16 protein-coding genes are annotated in these 17,402 nt (G+C 45.5%); 3 read left to right on the top strand and 13 right to left on the bottom strand.

Annotation, left to right across the window (positions count from 1 at the left end):
• Positions 1-118 precede the first annotated feature (118 nt).
• Positions 119-2,413, top strand: coding sequence for a YgiQ family radical SAM protein (locus tag AACU59_RS01630; RefSeq protein ID WP_161437529.1), 2,295 nt, complete (start codon positions 119-121; stop codon positions 2,411-2,413).
• 44 nt (positions 2,414-2,457) lie between these two features.
• Here the strand turns inward: AACU59_RS01630 and AACU59_RS01625 are convergent, their stop codons facing one another.
• The 9 genes from AACU59_RS01625 to htpX form a co-directional block, all read right to left on the bottom strand.
• Entirely contained in the window at positions 2,458-2,985 is a 528-nt protein-coding gene (locus tag AACU59_RS01625) for a DUF3833 domain-containing protein (protein WP_094125207.1), read from the bottom strand.
• On the bottom strand, positions 2,982-3,560 hold the full coding sequence (locus AACU59_RS01620; RefSeq protein ID WP_094125208.1) for a chalcone isomerase family protein: 579 nt from the start codon (positions 3,558-3,560) through the stop codon (positions 2,982-2,984). Before AACU59_RS01620 ends, AACU59_RS01625 begins: the two co-directional genes overlap by 4 nt.
• On the bottom strand, positions 3,538-4,035 hold the full coding sequence (locus tag AACU59_RS01615) for a DUF2878 domain-containing protein (protein ID WP_094125209.1): 498 nt from the start codon (positions 4,033-4,035) through the stop codon (positions 3,538-3,540). Before AACU59_RS01615 ends, AACU59_RS01620 begins: the two co-directional genes overlap by 23 nt.
• Positions 4,035-5,282: an SAM-dependent methyltransferase gene (locus AACU59_RS01610; RefSeq protein WP_088732191.1), complete on the bottom strand. Its 1,248-nt coding sequence runs from the start codon at positions 5,280-5,282 to the stop codon at positions 4,035-4,037. The genes AACU59_RS01615 and AACU59_RS01610 overlap by 1 nt, the downstream gene beginning before the upstream one ends.
• Positions 5,283-5,339: 57 nt before the next feature.
• On the bottom strand, positions 5,340-6,080 hold the full coding sequence (locus AACU59_RS01605) for a DUF1365 domain-containing protein (protein ID WP_094125210.1): 741 nt from the start codon (positions 6,078-6,080) through the stop codon (positions 5,340-5,342).
• Positions 6,080-7,354 carry an NAD(P)/FAD-dependent oxidoreductase gene (locus AACU59_RS01600; protein ID WP_094144219.1) on the bottom strand — a complete coding sequence of 425 codons (1,275 nt, stop codon included), beginning with the start codon at positions 7,352-7,354 and terminating at the stop codon, positions 6,080-6,082. The genes AACU59_RS01605 and AACU59_RS01600 overlap by 1 nt, the downstream gene beginning before the upstream one ends.
• Before the next feature lie 30 nt (positions 7,355-7,384).
• The gene (locus tag AACU59_RS01595) at positions 7,385-8,107 is read right to left on the bottom strand and encodes an SDR family NAD(P)-dependent oxidoreductase (RefSeq protein WP_094144220.1); all 723 of its coding nucleotides are present in this window, start codon (positions 8,105-8,107) and stop codon (positions 7,385-7,387) included.
• Positions 8,104-8,523 carry a nuclear transport factor 2 family protein gene (locus tag AACU59_RS01590; RefSeq protein ID WP_176428580.1) on the bottom strand — a complete coding sequence of 140 codons (420 nt, stop codon included), beginning with the start codon at positions 8,521-8,523 and terminating at the stop codon, positions 8,104-8,106. The genes AACU59_RS01595 and AACU59_RS01590 overlap by 4 nt, the downstream gene beginning before the upstream one ends.
• Before the next feature lie 221 nt (positions 8,524-8,744).
• Complete coding sequence (htpX, locus tag AACU59_RS01585; RefSeq protein WP_017044602.1) at positions 8,745-9,608, bottom strand: protease HtpX; 864 nt, start codon at positions 9,606-9,608, stop codon at positions 8,745-8,747.
• Positions 9,609-9,914: 306 nt separating this feature from the next.
• Here htpX and AACU59_RS01580 point away from each other — a divergent pair, with 306 nt between their 5' ends.
• Complete coding sequence (locus AACU59_RS01580; protein ID WP_017041998.1) at positions 9,915-10,082, top strand: hypothetical protein; 168 nt, start codon at positions 9,915-9,917, stop codon at positions 10,080-10,082.
• Between the two features lie 105 nt (positions 10,083-10,187).
• On the opposite strand, the gene AACU59_RS01575 is transcribed toward AACU59_RS01580, so the two are convergent.
• The gene (locus AACU59_RS01575) at positions 10,188-13,073 is read right to left on the bottom strand and encodes a DNA translocase FtsK (protein ID WP_094145558.1); all 2,886 of its coding nucleotides are present in this window, start codon (positions 13,071-13,073) and stop codon (positions 10,188-10,190) included.
• A gap of 187 nt (positions 13,074-13,260) precedes the next feature.
• A complete protein-coding gene (lrp, locus tag AACU59_RS01570; RefSeq protein WP_010317439.1) occupies positions 13,261-13,755 on the bottom strand; it encodes a leucine-responsive transcriptional regulator Lrp in 495 nt (164 codons plus the stop codon).
• Positions 13,756-13,911: 156 nt separating this feature from the next.
• Between lrp and ald the strand changes: the two genes are divergently transcribed.
• Positions 13,912-15,036 (top strand): alanine dehydrogenase, encoded by a 1,125-nt coding sequence (gene ald, locus AACU59_RS01565; RefSeq protein ID WP_017041996.1) that lies wholly within the window; start codon positions 13,912-13,914, stop codon positions 15,034-15,036.
• A gap of 59 nt (positions 15,037-15,095) precedes the next feature.
• Here ald and AACU59_RS01560 read toward each other — a convergent pair whose 3' ends face one another.
• Positions 15,096-16,292 (bottom strand): methyltransferase, encoded by a 1,197-nt coding sequence (locus AACU59_RS01560; protein ID WP_094144790.1) that lies wholly within the window; start codon positions 16,290-16,292, stop codon positions 15,096-15,098.
• A 79-nt stretch (positions 16,293-16,371) separates the two neighbouring features.
• Entirely contained in the window at positions 16,372-17,346 is a 975-nt protein-coding gene (gene cysB / locus AACU59_RS01555; protein ID WP_010317444.1) for an HTH-type transcriptional regulator CysB, read from the bottom strand.
• Between the last annotated feature and the right edge of the window lie 56 nt (positions 17,347-17,402).

Genomic DNA, 17,402 nt, shown 5'->3' with positions numbered 1-17,402 from the left:
ACTTACCACTCACTTTATTAATAATTTTCTTTATAAATAGAACGCAAAGCCAATGTTCCGCTAGATACTACCAGTGCAAGTCGTTATAATGCGCGGCTCATTAATCAGAGGTCAAAATATGCACAGCAACGTCACTCCTATTCATCAATATAAAAAATACTGGGCAGAGTGCTTTGGAATCGCACCTTTCCTGCCAACCAGTAAAAAGGAGATGGATGCCCTAGGATGGGACAGCTGTGACATCGTGATCGTCACGGGTGACGCTTATGTCGATCACCCCAGTTTTGGTATGGCGATCATTGGCCGTTTACTCGAAGCGCAAGGCTTTCGCGTTGGGATCATTGCCCAGCCGCAATGGCAAAATAAAGACGCTTTCATGGCGCTGGGAAAACCTAACCTGTTTTTTGGCATCACGGCCGGAAATATGGATTCGATGATCAACCGCTACACCTCTGACAAAAAATTGCGTCATGATGATGCCTATACGCCCAATAATGAAGGTGGCAAACGTCCAGATCGCGCCACACTTGTCTATTCGCAGCGTTGTCGTGAGGCTTATAAAGATGTGCCACTGGTACTCGGTGGTATTGAAGCAAGTTTGCGCCGCGTTGCCCATTATGATTATTGGTCAGACAAAGTGCGCCGTTCTGTGCTGTTTGATGCCAAAGCCGACATACTGCTGTTTGGTAACGCAGAGCGCGCATTGGTTGAAGTAGCGCACCGCTTAGCCAATGGCGATAACATCGCTGATATGACCAATATTCGCGGCACGGCCGTGAACCTGGCCGCTGAGCCTGAGCATTACACCATCATTGACTCATCACGCATTGAGAAACCGGGTAAAGCGTTTGTTCCTGTGAACCCTTACGCGGTGGAAACGCAGTGTGAAACTAATCAAGAAAAAGAAGCCGAAGCAAAGCCAATCACCATTCGTCCTTCTCGCCATGATGCCGCAACAACAGCGGTTCGTTTGCCTGCTTTTGAAAAGCTCAATAATGACCGGATTTTATACGCGCATGCAAGCCGTGTACTGCATTTAGAAACCAACCCCTACTCTGGCCGGGCGCTGATCCAGCGCCATGGCGACCGTGAGTTGTGGGTCAACCAAGCCCCGATCCCACTCACCACAGAAGAGATGGATTACGTGTTTGGCCTGAGCTACGCACGCGTGCCTCACCCTATGTATGGCAAAAGTAAAATTCCTGCTTATGACATGATCAAAACCTCAGTTAATATCATGCGCGGCTGCTTTGGTGGTTGTTCATTCTGCTCGATTACCGAACATGAAGGGCGCATTATCCAAAACCGTTCAAAAGAGTCGATTTTGAATGAGATGGAAGAGATCCGCGATAAAGTTCCCGGCTTTACTGGAACCATTTCGGATTTGGGTGGGCCAACGGCGAACATGTACCGTTTAGGTTGTAGTGATCCTAAAGCTGAGATGAACTGCCGCCGCCCATCGTGTGTTTTCCCCGGAATTTGCCATAAGCTCAATACCGACCACAAACATACGATTGATCTCTATCGTGAAGCGCGCAAAGTCAAAGGCATTAAAAAAGTGATGATCGCCTCTGGTGTGCGTTATGACTTGGCGATTGAATCTCCTGAATATGTACGTGAATTGGTCACGCATCACGTAGGAGGCTATCTCAAGATCGCCCCAGAACATACCGAGAAGAATCCGCTCGATCTGATGATGAAACCGGGCATGGGCACCTATAATCGCTTCAAAGAGATGTTTGAGAAGTACAGCGCTGAAGCAGGTAAGAAACAGTACCTCATCCCGTACTTTATTTCCGCGCATCCCGGTACGGAAGATGAAGATATGCTCAATTTGGCACTGTGGCTAAAATCAAACAATTTTGAGTGTGATCAGGTGCAGAACTTCTATCCATCGCCAATGTGTAATGCAACCGCGATGTATTACTCAGAGACTAACCCGCTCAAACGGGTGAAATACAAAAAACGTGAAGAAGTGACTGTCGCGAAGGGAGAGCGTCAACGCAGGCTGCACAAAGCGCTGTTACGCTATCATGACCCATTAAACTGGCCGATTATCCGTGAAGCCTTGATCAACATGGGTAAAAAGCATTTGATTGGTGATAAACCTAACTGCTTAGTGCCTGCGAATGATGTCGATGCACTCACGCCTGCGCAGCGTCGTAAATCTGGCCGTCACGGAGCGAACCGTTTTGCGACCAAACACACCAAAACTCAGCCGGGCTTTGATGCTCTTAACCCGCGTAAAGAGAGCGCTACTTCACCAAGCAAATCACGCGCTAGCAGCGCGACAGACAACGGTAAGAAAAACCAAGGCGGTGCATCTAAACCTGCACACTCTCGCCCGACAAGTAAAGGCAAACCGTTTGCTCAAACCTCTAAACCAAGAGCGCCACGCGCAGAACAGCGATAATTCCAAAGCCATATGATCAGCACAATAAGGCTCCGAAAGGAGCCTTATTGTTTTTCAAAGAACAGCGTTAGTTTACCGACCTCGATACCAAATTTTTTAATTTTAGTCAGGTTAAACACCCGCTTTTCATCTTGCCGATAAAGCCAGTCGTCAAAGGTAACGGTTAGCGTAGAATCACCATAAGGTAAGGAAAAATCATATTGCCAACGCAAAGCGTTACCCACTTCTTCCCCTTGGGCTTGGCCTAATACATCATCCGCTTGGCCGATATATTTTCCATCAGCAAAACGTTCAATCACCCATACTCTTTGGCTTTTTTCACCATCATCAAAATTGAAGTCTTCAACCAAAGTGAGTTTATTCCCCTCAACTATTCCGTCGATGGCAACCTCGAAACGACGCGTTTGCATCCCCGTATAATCTTGCACCATCCCCCATGCTAACGTTCGACCAGAGAAGTATTCAAATAGATCAAACTTAGGTTGCGTGGATTGGTATTGAGTGAGATCAGCGCTGCACCCCACTAACCAAAGTAAAAGTAACAGATAACTGCGTCTGGCTATCGCTTTCATGGTTGCATTCCTATCAATTGTTTGCGTAAGTGTGGGTATTGCGTCTGTGGCGACAGCCATATCGCGAGAAAGGCGTCATTTAACGCTTCATCAACTACTGTACCAACCTGCGCTTGAACACCGTTCTTAGGATGAAAAATAAAAGCGCCCTGCTGCCCATCAGAGGTGTAAATCAAGCGATCGCCCTCAGTAACGCTGGGGAAAATGGACGATAGGTGCACCAGCCACGGTGCAATTTGTTGCTCGGTTAATTTGAGTTTTTGCCACTGCTCTGCGGTCGATTCCACCAGCTGTTTACTACTGATGTCGCGCTGATATTCAATTTCAAGCGCCAAGGGATGGGGCGATAAATCGCTTCCTTGCTCGTACTGCCCTGATGGGGTACGAAGCTGCGAGGAATAAATATCTAGCCATAACCAGCTTAAATTTGCTTGGCCAATCACTGGCCAAGTTTGCCATTCGGTCAGTTTATCGTCTGCCACCGCCGCAAAAGCGTTATTCACAAAGCTGTGAAAGGCAATCACTATCAGTAACAGGTTGAATTTTCTTAGCCTATTTCTCTTTGCTAACATCATCGCTAAATACCCTAAGTATTAATGCACCGATCATCATCCACTGCAGCCACAAGATGCCCATAGTCAAACCCAATGGCCAATCAAAATGTACAGCGCCTAAACGTTCTGCCGCCCAATAACTTAAACTGCCTAACACGCCGACCATCAAACAAATGAGTTTGGATGGATAACGTTTCATCAGCACCACTAAATGAGCGGCATACCAAGAAAAAGCGCCCCACAACACCATTAACCAAATGGGAAAATCATTGGTAGCAAAGCGGAATAGTCCGAAATACTGATTAAGGGCATCGATAACAATACCCACCATAGTTAACGCAATCACTCTTTCCAAAGGATAGGAAAAGTGCCGCAAGGAAAACATCAATGCGGCTAACATCATGGCCAATGCCAACCACTGCAAACGTTCTGTCCCCAACACAGCAACAAACCAGATCGCTTGAAACCAAAGAGAGACAGCAAACAGCGTTTTCATTACATCGGTCTTTGCAAAGTCATATGTACAGTGCTGATGGATTTTGCTAAAAATCCACCCTCGCAGTAGCAGAAATAGTAACGCCACATACGCGTGAATCGCTCATCATACCCAAGTTGTGAAACCTGATGTTTTGCAAGCTCAAAACGGTGACGCCAATGAGCAAGCGTATTCGCATAGTCAGGACCAAGATCAAACAGGTTGCGAACCACTAAATCACTGTGCTGTGTCGCCGCCGTTGTCAATGCAGTAATTGAGGGTAAAAAACCGCCGGGGAAAATGTATTTCTGAATGAAATCGACATTATTGCTGTAATAATCATAACGTTGATCAGCAATGGTAATGGCTTGAATCGCCATCAAACCATTGGGTTTTAGTAGTGACTGGCACTTTTCAATATAAGAGGCGAGGTACTCTTTACCGACCGCTTCGATCATCTCTATCGAGACTAATTTATCGTACTGACCTTGTAGCAGGCGGTAATCTTGCTTAAGCAAGGTGATTTGACTCTCCAGCCCCTGCCGCTCTATTTGCTGCGCGGTGTAGTAATGCTGCTCTTCAGAAATAGTCGTCGTCGTGACCTGACAACCGTAAGTTTTGGCCATGTAAATCGCCATCGCACCCCAACCGGTGCCAATCTCAATCACGTGGTCGCTTGCTTTGAGTTGCAACTGCTGGCACAAACGTTCCATTTTATTGATTTGCGCCTGCTCTAACGTTTCATCCGGATGCAGAAACAAAGCGCTGGAATAGAGCATATTACTGTCTAAAAAGGTGTGGTAGAGATCATTGCCTAGATCGTAGTGGGCATGAATATTCTCTTTGGCTTTATCGATTGAATTTCGGTTGAGCCAATGGCTGACTTTATAAAAAAGTTTGGTCAACACACTACTGCGAGCTTCAATGCCATCTAATGCACTGACATTACGAGCCATCAGTTCCATTAGGCTGGTCAAATTCGGACTATCCCACCAACCATCCATGTAAGCTTCACCCGCTGCAATACTACCCCCTTTTAATAAACGAGCATAAAAATGAGGGTGATGTATTTCAATAGTTGCATGGGGTTGATGCTCTTTAAGTACGCCAAAAGTCTCCTGACTGGACGCGCCTTCATTGGAAAATGTTTCAATGATGGTTAAAGTGCCGACGTCTAAACGCTGTAGACAGCGAAAAATGAAGCTTCTTGCACTCTTTTGCAACCCTGTTAGTTGCTTGGGCAACGCGAGAGTTTGTGAATTAAGCATTGAGCCTTCTCCTTGTTATTGTTATTTAGACACTGTCTCTGTGTAGATCTTGCGTATTTATGAATGTGGGTTGGAGTAGAAAGGTGCTCCTTTAAGCCACAGCTTTAAAGCATGCCAGTAAATACCGATTGTCACTTTTACGGCCATCACGGGTGTTTTGATCAATAATTTGAGTAAATTTTTTGAATTAAATGGTTGTGCCTTCATCGATAAAGTCGCATCGAAAACTTTACCTTCTTTGTGACATTCCAAATGCACACTCAATGACGAACCAAGTGGCTTCAACTTCCAATGATATTGCTGATCAATAGGATTGAAGGGAGAAACATGAAACGCCTTTTGATGACGCCACTGTTGCTGCTCTTCTCCCGCTTGTGCTTTCACCGCGTAGTAGTGCCGTTGATTCCAAGGTGTATTACTCACTTCGGCCAACAAATATTGCCATTCACCTTGTTGATCATAAAGATAATAGAAATTAACCGGGCTGAAATAGATTCCTAAATAACGAAGGTGACATACTGCCATCACCTTTCCAGAGCAGCGGTCGCCCGTCAGCTCATGAACTTTATCTTGTATGCACTGTTTTAAATCCCCTTCACCAAGATAATCGGCTCTCTGAAAACGCGCCCAGTGCCACCATTTTTCGCCAAACCCCCAAACTGAATCACTCAGTTGCTCCAGTTCATCGAGATCAATACACGGCATAAACAATGGATAATTGAGCGCATGTTCAATCGGTGCAAAGCGTCGATGACGTACCATGCCAACCATCAAACAACTGTTGGGCTCAGTCTCCATCACGCCGCGCCTTTTAACTGCTGCGCTTGCGCTTCAAGCTGTGTCACCACATCCAGCGCACTGGTCACGCCATCTTCATGAAAACCATTGCGCCAATAAGCGCCACAGTACCAAGTGTTATTCACACCGTTGACTTCAGGCTTGCGTTGCTGAGCCGCGATAGATTGCGTGGTAAATACCGGGTGGTGATAAGTAAACTGTCGTAACACTTTCTCATCAGCAATGCGGTCACCGCTGTTGAGCGATACACAAAAAGTATGAGCGCCTTTAATATGCTGCAAGATATTCATATTGTAGGTCAGCGCTGGTAAACGCGATTCTTGATCTGGGCTGCCATCAAGCCAATAGTTCCAAGCTGCCCAAGCAGCTTTTCGCTTAGGCAGCAGTGATGTGTCGGTATGTAAAGTGACTTCATTGGCTTGATAGTGCATTACGCCGAGCACCTCTTGCTCAGCCTCTGTCGCTTGCTCTAACATACCTAATGCCTGATCGCTGTGACATGCAAAAATTACATGATCAAAGTGGTGTGATTGCCCATTAACAACGAGCTCGACACCCGCCGAGCTGCGTTTGACTTGTGTAACTGGGCTATCAAGATGAATCTTATCTTTAAAACCTTGCGTCAAGGGTTCGATGTACGCACGCGATCCGCCTTCAACCACATACCATTGTGGTCGGTTAGTGATGTCTAGCAGGCCATGGTTGAGGAAGAAACGCAAAAAGAAACTTAACGGAAAAACCCGCATATCAGCCAAGGAAGATGACCAAATCGCAGCTCCCATCGGTAAAATATAATTTTCACAAAAATAGTCAGAAAATTGGTGCTCAAATAAGAAATCACCTAAGGTTTGCATTAATTGATGCGCTTGTTCTGCTTGCTGTTTCGCTAACCGATTGAAGCGAATGATTTCAAAAATAAAGCGATAAAAGACAGGGTTTAACCAGTTACGCTTTTGTGCAAACAGCGTAGTTGCTGTATGACCGTTATATTCCAGCCCATTCGCATCATTACGCACACTGAAGCTCATTTGAGTCGGAATGCCTTTTACGCCAATTTCATTCATCATTGCGATGAAATTTGGGTAGGTCCGGTCGTTGTACACGATAAAACCAGTATCAACCGCGTGATTTTGACCATCGAGCTCAATATCGACGGTGGCGGTATGCCCACCAATGTAATGATTGGCTTCAAACACGGTAACATCATGATGTTTATGCAAATAATAACCGCATGTTAAACCGGAAATACCGCTACCAATAATGGCGATTTTCATACTCAATTCCTTTAATTACAAAACAGCTCGTTATTTAAGTAATGCCGCAACCAATTTGCCTTGCCATGCGTAAGGTAAGCTGCCAATCAAACGTAATAAGCTCGTAAAACGGGCCGGAAAATAGAGGGTGGTTTTGCCTTTTTCCAACCCACGGCGAATCGCCTGCGATGCATACTCGGCACTGACCATCATTGGCATCGAAAAACTATTTTTATCAGTCAAAGGCGTGGCAACGAACCCAGGATAGATCATCGTCACAGCAACACCTTGCGCTCGCCAATCTTGAATGAGCGAGCGTGCTAAGTAGCTAACCGCCGCTTTAGAAGCGCCATAGGCTTCTGCTCTTGGCAGCGCGATTTCACTGGCGATGGAACCAACGATCGCCACACGGTGGTTAGCAACAAAGTGATGCTGTATCGCCTCAATGCAATGAGCTAAACCCAAAACGTTTACGTCAAACACACGCTTAAACCGGAGTGAATCCATTTGACCATGATCGATGTATTCGCAATCGCCAGCGTTGAGGATCCACAGTGAAGGAGTAAAAGGCAGTTGCGATAAAGCCGATTTCGTTTGCTCAAAATCGGTAATATCAAACGCAATGCCTTGGATCTGCAGATACTCTTGATGCATTTGATTAAGCTTGGCTTGGTTACGTCCACAAGCAATAACTTGCCAACCCGTTTTTGCATAATCAACAGCTAGCTGATAACCAATACCAGAAGTGGCTCCTGTGATAAGTACACTCTTCATTGCCCTAGCCTCTGTTTGATCGAACGAATAACACTTCCCAGCAGCGGAATGTGTTCATAGAGCATTTCTCCCAAGTCGAAGTAATCACGGTGATAAATGACTTGGTTGTCTTGAAACTTGAGATGGCTCATCCCTTGCACTTGTATACGTTTTCCACGAGCTAGCCGAGGATGCTGCAAAGACATAGTCCATGTGAGAAAGCCGCAATCACCGACTTGCTGGTGATCATGTATGGTAAAATCACAACGCTCTACGTTCTGATACAAACGAGCAAAATAATCCGATAGCGCACGCCAACCTTCTATTCGATGAGCGGCATCCTCAAAAAGGACATTGTCGTGATAAACCTGACGTAATAAAGGCAAGTTCTCTTTGTTGAGTTGACGATAAACTTGAGCAACCGATTCGACATCCATTGTACGTTTCCATAAGTTATACAAAAACTTCACATGTACAAAATAGTACAAGTCACTTAGTTATACAAAATATTTCTTGTATAACTTTGTATCTTTTCAATGCATACGTGGTTGCAAGGAATTAAGATCAAAAAAGAAAATAAAGACTAAAATTCCAATAGTTACGACGATCAAAAAGGCCAGCGTAATTCGCTGGCCTTCTCTTTTTTAGTTAGCTTAGATTAACTATTGCGCAAAGCGGCGATGCGTTTATCAAGCGGTGGGTGACTCATCAATAATTCCGTCATTGAACGTTTACCGTTGATACCAAAAGCCATCATGGAACCTTCCAATTGAGATTCTTGCCCCATTTTTAAACGCTCTAACGCCGCAATCATCTTGTGTTTACCCACAAGCTTTGCTGCACCTGCGTCGGCGTGGAATTCGCGATGACGGCTATACCACATCGTAATAAAGCTCGCGAGGAAGCCAAATACCAATTCCAACACCATAGAGATGCCAAAGTAAACCATCATATTGCTACCGCCCCCCTCTTCTGAATCACGAGACGACACGATGTTTGCGATAAAGCGCGATAAGAAAATAACGAAGGTGTTAACCACTCCTTGCATTAAAGTCATCGTGACCATATCGCCATTGGCAATGTGGCTCACTTCATGCGCCAATACCGCTTCGGCCTCGTCACGCGTCATGCTGTGCAATAGCCCCGTTGAAACAGCGACGAGAGAATCATCACGTTTAGCGCCGGTTGCAAAAGCGTTGATGTCCGGTGAATCATAAATTGCCACCGTTGGCATGCCAATGCCCGCCTGCTGAGCTTGACGACTCACAGTTTGCAATAACCAATGCTCAGTTTCGTTACGTGGACTTTCAATCACCATTCCACCTACCGAGCGCAGAGCCATGCTCTTTGACATCAATAATGAAATAAATGAGCCGCCAAAACCAAACAACGCGGCCATGACGAGCAAGCCAGATAAACTGCCCGGCTGCATCCCCGTCACAGCATAAACAATATTTAATACAAGGCTAAGAACCAGAACCACCGCAAGGTTGGTTGCTAGAAATAACATGACTCGCTTCATTACTTATCTCCGAATGAAAAGCTTATTATGAGTGTAGGCTGCAAGCGACGCTAGCATGAACCTACACAATTTTTCATATACATATAGTCTAAGATTTGAAAAACAAGGTTAAGCGATAAATTGAAACATTTAATGTCTGACACCGAGTTTTCTAAAATCTGTTGCTGGACAGCAAGATGGTTAACCTACCCTTACAGTACGTGATGGGCAATTGAACGCATAAGACTTTGGTCGTATTGAGAGTCCCAGCTAAAGTGACTACATTGCATGGGCAACAGACATTTTCGACTGACAAAGGACAGCATCATGGCTGAAACGAGCAACTATCAAATGGCGATCGATTTACTGTGTTGCCACTTAGGTCTCTCTGAAGATGAAGCTAAACAACAATTGGGAATTGGCAGCACACCATCCGCGCAGCAGCAAATATCTGACACGCAACAAGCACTGATGGGGCTGATGCAAGAAAAATAGCCGTTAGCAAAGCTGGCGAGAGTTTATGCTAGCTAAATTGAAACAGCGCCGCTCATGGCATCATGGGTGGCGCTGTTTTGTTTGTGTTGCCTACAATGACCGTGATTAATCTCGCGGCGGCGCTGGCGATAGTACTTCGCGATTACCATTATGGCCGGGAGCGCTCACAATACCTTGTGCTTCCAACTGCTCTACAATTCTTGCAGCGCGGTTGTAACCGATTTTAAATCGGCGTTGCACTCCTGAAACGGAACCTCGACGCGTTTCCACTACATGTTCAACCACTTGATCAAATAGCGGATCCACTTCTTCATCATTTTCCATCTTCTCACCGGGTAGCAAGGCTTCTGGTCCTTGGTCACCATAAGTGATCTCTTCTATGTAGTTCGGCTTACCGCGTGCTTTCCAGTTGTTTACCACCGCATGCACATCTTCATCCGAGGCAAACGCACCGTGAACCCGGATCGTGTGGCTAGAACCCGGTGGTAGATAGAGCATATCGCCCATACCGAGCAGTGATTCCGCACCACTTTGGTCCAAAATAGTTCTTGAGTCGGTTTTAGTCGAAACGGTAAACGCAACGCGGGTCGGAATATTCGCTTTGATTAAACCGGTGATCACATCAACCGATGGGCGCTGAGTGGCCAAAATAAGGTGAATACCCGCAGCACGAGCCTTTTGTGCCAAACGCGCGATCAACTCTTCTACTTTTTTACCCACCACCATCATCAGATCAGCAAATTCATCAACAACAACGACAATGTAAGGCAGTTTTTCCAGCAGCGGCGGTTCACTCTCCATACTGTCCCCTTCTCTCCACAAAGGATCGTGGATAGGGTGACCAGCAGCAGCGGCCATTTTTAGCTTATCATTGAAGCCTTTGATGTTACGCACACCAAGCACAGACATTAATTTATAACGACGTTCCATTTCACCCACACACCAACGTAAAGCATTTGATGCGTCTTTCATGTCAGTCACAACTTCAGCTAGCAGGTGAGGAATACCCTCGTAGATCGATAACTCTAACATTTTCGGGTCAATCATAATAAAACGAACGTCTTCTGGGCTCGCTTTATACAGCATGCTGAGGATCATCACGTTGACCCCAACCGACTTACCTGAGCCTGTAGTACCAGCCACCAACACGTGCGGCATTTTGGCTAAATCCGCGACCAATGCTTCGCCTGCAATGTCTTGCCCTAAAACGATGGTCGTGGGTGATTTCGCTTCTTGGAATTGACGGCTTTTTATAACATCTGACAAATAGACGGTTTGACGACTCATGTTTGGCAGTTCAAGACCAACATAAGGTTTACCGGGGATCACTTCAACCACCCTCACCGCCATTGCCGATAAAGAACGCGCCAAATCCATCGATAGGCTAGAAATACGGCTCACTTTTACGCCTGGAGCTAAATCTAATTCAAAACGAGTGATAACCGGCCCCGGAAAGATATCAACCACTTGCGCTTGGATTTTGTAATCCGCGAGTTTAGATTCAACCAAACGAGCAACCTCCTCTAATGCCTCTCGGTCAATAAAGTGTTCACGCTTTTCTGGGTGATACAGAAGCTCTAACGTCGGTAGTGGCTCCGTCGGTTTAGGCAGGTTAGTTTCTTTTTGCATTAAAAATGGGTTTTGCTTGGCCGCCATATTGGCCTGAGCCGAAGACACCATGTTCTGAAAAGCCGTCACATCACTGTCTTGCTGGCCTAACGGTGGCTCGTCATCTTCTGACATCACATCAAGATCAGCAGCCAACGCTTGATCTGATTCATCTTCATCCAGCACATCCAAATTGGAAATAACCGGTTCAACACGCGACACATCAAGATCAACTTCTGTCATCGTAAGCGACGGATCGCTCACCTCTTCGTCCTCTGCCCATGCATATTGCTGAGCTTCTTGACTGGCATCGAGGTCGGCACTGGCTAATGCTTCATGCTCATTAGCTCTTTCATCTACCCAGTCTGCCGATGAAAGAGCAAGGTCATCCTCTTCCAACGCAACAGATTCTAACTCTTCAATCGTTGCACTAAGCTGCTTGCTGCGATCAAATGGCGCTTCATCTGAGTGAGTTTCACTGAATTCAGGAGAAGTGTTAGCCTGAGTTTTGGCCGCTGGCATGTGAATATTAAAACGTCTTGGCGAGTGAGTCTGTTCCAGCTCTTCTTCAACCTCTACCGCAGGCGTGTATTGCTCGGCCCCAAACGCATCGAGGGCTGATTTGACATATTCTTCATTTGGCAAACTAGACTCAACAACGGCTAAGTCTGCGGATGATGATTCAAGCGGCGACAATTCCATTGGCGACAAAACGGGCGCAATATCTTCATCTTTCTCACCACGTAATCGATTGATCAACGCAACGCCAAGAGAAATACTCATCGTGCCTAACCATTCCACGATGCTTAGCCAGGAGATACCCGTTAGCAGCGTAAAACCAGCGCCCCATAAAAAGAGCAATACTAAGGTTGAGCCTAGTAAATTAAGCGTTGGCAGCGCCAAACTGGTTAAGACATCCCCAATCACACCACCAGATGAAAAATACCAAATATCATCAAAGTTGATATCCGCAAGGCCACAACTGGTCAAAATCAAGATGGTTAAGCCGAGTAAACGCGTTCCCCACAGCACAAAATCAAGGGGTTCATTCTCTTCTCTTTTACGCAGAAAAACCCATGCTAGCACAGTAATCATGAGCGGTATTGGGTAGGCCAGCGATCCAAAAATAAAGAACAAGGTATCGGCAATCCATGCGCCAATAATACCGCCTGCATTTTCAATATCGCCTCCCCACGCGGTTTGCGACCATGAAGGATCGGCGGGACTAAATGTTAATAAAGCGATGGAAAGAAGCACAGAGGCAAGCACAGCGACAATAAGCCCGCACTCTTTCAGACGTTGCGATCCATTGAGGCGTGAAGACTGAGGCTCTTCGCTGGTCTTAATAATGGTCTCAACTTTATTTTGGTTCTCTTTGAACATAAACCTAGATTCTGATTAACGCCAACACTCAAGGTTTATTGCGGCTTGATGCGTTGGTTTGGGTGAAAACAGTCCGAGCGGCAAAAGCCGCTCGGTTTGTTGTGTGATTTAACCACATCAAGGTTAAAAACCCAATTGGCGAACGTCAGAATGTGGAAAGAAGTACCACTATTCAGACAATCTGGCGTTATCGAGTTTTGATAACCAACTGGTTACTTTGCTTCACTTCTTCCATCACAACATAAGTGCGAGTGTCATTGACTCCGGGCAAACGCAATAGCGTATCACCCAACAATTTACGATACGCCCCCATGTCAGAGACTCGAGTTTTGAGAAGATAGTCAAAATCACCCGAAACAAGATGGCATTCTTGAATGTCATCCAGTTTTTGAACCGCAGTATTAAACTGTTCAAACACATCAGGTGCGCCGCGATTCAATGTAATTTCCACAAATACCAACAGCGAAGCATCAAGATATTGTGGATTCAACAACGCGGTATAGCCGGTAATGAAACCTTGACGCTCTAAACGACGTACACGCTCTAAACAGGGGGTTGGAGATAAACCCACTCGTTTTGATAATTCTACATTCGAAATACGACCATCTTTCTGCAATTCATTTAAAATATTGCGATCGATACGGTCTAAATCCTTGGACGGCCTTTTATAGTTGTCTGCCATTTTTTATTCCACCTTATTACTTCCTTGCAAAAATATATACTACAACTTTTTAATATTCAGTATCAAATTTTACACATTCACATCTATACTAGTCACAAATTCGAAACAACAACCCTACATATAGTTATAACAACCAAAAAAACCTAAGGAGTCAGGATGATCATTGGAGTTCCTAAAGAAATCAAAAACCACGAATATCGTGTGGGCATGATTCCCGCAAGCGTGCGCGAACTTGTCTCACACGGTCACCAAGTTTATGTTGAAACAAATGCCGGTTCCGGCATCGGCTTTTCAGACGATGATTACATCGCTGTAGGCGCATCCATTCTTCCTACTGCTTCTAACATTTTTGCGAAAGCAGAAATGATTGTTAAGGTCAAAGAACCTCAGGCTGCTGAACGAGCAATGCTCCGCGAAGGCCAAATTTTATTTACCTATTTACATCTAGCTCCAGATTTTCCACAAACTGAGGAGCTAATCAAGAGCAAAGCTGTCTGTATAGCCTACGAGACTGTAACAGATAATATGGGTCGCTTGCCACTATTAGCACCAATGTCTGAAGTCGCTGGTCGAATGTCTATTCAATCAGGTGCGCAGTGTTTAGAAAAATCACACGCGGGCTGTGGTTTGTTACTGGGTGGTGTACCCGGAGTCGCACCAGCAAAAGTGGTGGTGATTGGTGGCGGTGTAGTCGGTGCCAACGCAGCCAGAATTGCCGTCGGAATGCGTGCTGATGTGACGATTCTCGACCGAAGTGTTGATATGCTGCGTAAACTCGATGAAGAGTTCCAAGGTCACGCTAAAGTCGTGTATTCAACAAAGGATGCGATTGAAAAATACGTCCTCGAAGCCGATTTAGTAATAGGCGCAGTACTGATCCCCGGAGCAGCAGCTCCTAAACTCGTTACTAAAGATCTGATTTCTAGAATGAAACCTGGCTCTGCGGTCGTTGATGTGGCAATTGACCAAGGCGGCTGCTTTGAAACCTCACATGCTACCACTCATGATGACCCGACCTATATCGTTGATGACGTCGTTCATTACTGCGTCGCAAACATGCCAGGCGCTGTGGCTCGCACATCAACTTTCGCCTTGAATAACGCTACGTTGCCTTACATTGTTAAACTGGCCAATAAAGGTTATCAACGTGCATTATTAGAGGATAAAGGATTCCTAGAAGGTTTAAACGTGATACACGGTAAAGTCACCTGTAAAGAGGTCGCCGAGAGTTTCAACCTTGAATATCTTGACCCATCTGAAGCTATCGCTCTGTTTAACTAACGATAACAATTTGCGGTAAAGCTCTCAATTCTTAGCCAAGTGCGTCATGCGCTTGGCTTTCATTTTTTAAAAGCGTGAACCAATATATTGCGTGGCGTTACTTTCCTAGCGCAAAACTGCTCAATCTGCACCTCATAGCCTTGCTCTTGAAGATAAAGTGCCTTATCCAATATCAACCAAAGCTCAATCATGCGGCGAAATGCCTGTTGTACTAAGCCTATCCTTTCCATCTGCCAAAAACGCTGCTCGCCTTTACGTTCATAAGCAGGCCAATCCACTTCTGGTAATGCGATGCCTTTTTGTGCCGCCGCCCAATAACAAAAAGCTAAAAACCCTTCGGCTAGTTGTGATTTTTTGAGGCTCGGAATTGGGCAATATTGATGATGCCCAAGCTCAGATCTTAGCAACAAATCAAAACCCAAACGAAACGTCATTTCTTGCAAACGATGACGGCGAACCCGCTCTCCCCCCGTAACGGTTTCTTGTAGCGGAATACGCAGCTCTTCTTTGGACAAGGCAAGAGAAGAAGTACGACCGTAGCTGGACATGGGTTGGTAGCTATCGGCTTTGATTAAATGGTAGCAACATGGTGAAAACGTAATCGCAGGCAAGCGATGTGTAACGGAATATTCGAGTAGGCGAACATGGAGATCACCACAGGCATGTAAAGCGACGGCATGCTGATTGGTATTGAAAACGCCAAACGCTTGCGGCTCAAAAGCGTCCCCTTGAATAAATTGCATCGGAAGATCATGTTCATCGGCGCAAGCTTGTCCTGCATGACAGAGCTGCGACTGATATTCAAAACTAGTGACTTTTTGTTTTGACTGCGCTGCGATAATTCGACCTAAAAAGCCTTTACCCGCGCACCACTCTAGCCATTCCGTTCCTGAATGCCTAGAGAGGAGTGATTCGCTCATTAAACGAATTTGCTCTAGCTTTCTGCCAGGGATCCCCTGCTCTAAGTAAGGGCTGAGTGCTTGCTGAGTATTACGAGGGGCATCTTGGAGCCTAATCATGATATCCGCTTCTTTTAACCCCTCGATATACGGATGAAGTTGCTCAATGAGCGCTTGCGGCGATGACTTTAAGCTATCGATACTGTCCAAAGATAGCGTTTGCAACCACTGATCCAACCTATGGTCTGAATGTTTCCAAGGTGAACTGTCTAAGCCACTATGATGAAAGGGCTCAAATCGCCAAAAACGTTGATTTTCAATTAAAAAAGCATCGATATGTTTGAAAAGCGCGCGCATACATCCCCCCTAGAAAGGCCAATTCTAGGAGGTGATGGTTTAATTAGGAAGTGTTTCGTTTTAAATGATCAAAATTTGCTTAACGAACTGGCAATTCAATGTCTTTAAACATCTCTTCTATTTCGATATTCGATTTTAACGAGGTAGCCCGTTCGACGACAGGGCGAGTAAGATGAGGCGCGAAACGTTCCATAAAGTCAAACATATAAGAGCGCAGGAATGTACCTCGGCGAAATCCAATGCTAGTCGTGCTCGCACCAAAAAGATGGCTGGCATCAATCGCGATAAGATCGGTGTCGCGTGATTTATCTATCGCCATACTTGCGATAACACCCACCCCAATTCCCATTCGGACATAAGTTTTTATCACATCCGCATCGGTGGCGGTGAAGACAACTCGCGGCGTTAACCCTACGCGATTAAATGCAGTGTCTAACTCTGAACGGCCAGTAAAACCAAACACGTAAGTGACCAATGGATACGCGGCTAAATCCTCAATCGTTACTCGTTCTTTTTTTGCAAGAGCATGATCTTTGGGAACAACAATGGAGCGGTTCCAGTGATAACAAGGCAGCATGATGGCATCTTGGTACAGATGAAGCGCTTCTGTTGCTATCGCAAAATTAGCGGTGCCTTTTGCAACCGCTTCCGACATCTGACTTGGAGTGCCTTGGTGCATGTGTAGCGACACTTTCGGATAACGCGCAGTGAATCCTTTGATTACATCAGGTAACGCGTAGCGAGCTTGTGTATGAGTCGTTGAAATATTCAGCGTACCCATCTCAGGGTGCGTATGCTCCCCTGCCACGGCCTTAATGCTTTCCACACGTGAAAGGATCTCTTGTGAGATACGAATAATATCTTCACCTGCACCCGTGACTTGTGTCAGGTGCTTACCGCTACGCTCAAAAATTTGAATACCCAATTCATCTTCGAGTAAACGAACCTGTTTACTAATGCCTGGCTGAGAGGTATAAAGGCTTTCCGCAGTTGCTGAGACATTCAGGTTGTGATTAACCACTTCAACAATATATTTTAACTGCTGTAACTTCATTATTGGCCCCGTAATCCATTATCAAAGATCCAGATCTTTCAATCATAGTTTATAAT

This window comes from Vibrio sp. V23_P3S9T160 (assembly GCF_963886625.1).
Classification (GTDB): Bacteria; Pseudomonadota; Gammaproteobacteria; order Enterobacterales; family Vibrionaceae; genus Vibrio; species Vibrio anguillarum.
The sequence above is the reverse complement of the archived record's forward strand: the minus strand, read 5'-3'. Positions and strand labels throughout refer to the sequence as shown.

Coding starts and splice junctions, on each gene's coding strand:
- AACU59_RS01630 (WP_161437529.1), top strand. CDS start 119: ATGCACAGCAACGTCACTCCTATTCATCAATATAAAAAATACTGGGCA.
- AACU59_RS01625 (WP_094125207.1), bottom strand. CDS start 2,985: ATGAAAGCGATAGCCAGACGCAGTTATCTGTTACTTTTACTTTGGTTA.
- AACU59_RS01620 (WP_094125208.1), bottom strand. CDS start 3,560: ATGATGTTAGCAAAGAGAAATAGGCTAAGAAAATTCAACCTGTTACTG.
- AACU59_RS01615 (WP_094125209.1), bottom strand. CDS start 4,035: ATGAAAACGCTGTTTGCTGTCTCTCTTTGGTTTCAAGCGATCTGGTTT.
- AACU59_RS01610 (WP_088732191.1), bottom strand. CDS start 5,282: ATGCTTAATTCACAAACTCTCGCGTTGCCCAAGCAACTAACAGGGTTG.
- AACU59_RS01605 (WP_094125210.1), bottom strand. CDS start 6,080: ATGGAGACTGAGCCCAACAGTTGTTTGATGGTTGGCATGGTACGTCAT.
- AACU59_RS01600 (WP_094144219.1), bottom strand. CDS start 7,354: ATGAAAATCGCCATTATTGGTAGCGGTATTTCCGGTTTAACATGCGGT.
- AACU59_RS01595 (WP_094144220.1), bottom strand. CDS start 8,107: ATGAAGAGTGTACTTATCACAGGAGCCACTTCTGGTATTGGTTATCAG.
- AACU59_RS01590 (WP_176428580.1), bottom strand. CDS start 8,523: ATGGATGTCGAATCGGTTGCTCAAGTTTATCGTCAACTCAACAAAGAG.
- htpX (WP_017044602.1), bottom strand. CDS start 9,608: ATGAAGCGAGTCATGTTATTTCTAGCAACCAACCTTGCGGTGGTTCTG.
- AACU59_RS01580 (WP_017041998.1), top strand. CDS start 9,915: ATGGCTGAAACGAGCAACTATCAAATGGCGATCGATTTACTGTGTTGC.
- AACU59_RS01575 (WP_094145558.1), bottom strand. CDS start 13,073: ATGTTCAAAGAGAACCAAAATAAAGTTGAGACCATTATTAAGACCAGC.
- lrp (WP_010317439.1), bottom strand. CDS start 13,755: ATGGCAGACAACTATAAAAGGCCGTCCAAGGATTTAGACCGTATCGAT.
- ald (WP_017041996.1), top strand. CDS start 13,912: ATGATCATTGGAGTTCCTAAAGAAATCAAAAACCACGAATATCGTGTG.
- AACU59_RS01560 (WP_094144790.1), bottom strand. CDS start 16,292: ATGCGCGCGCTTTTCAAACATATCGATGCTTTTTTAATTGAAAATCAA.
- cysB (WP_010317444.1), bottom strand. CDS start 17,346: ATGAAGTTACAGCAGTTAAAATATATTGTTGAAGTGGTTAATCACAAC.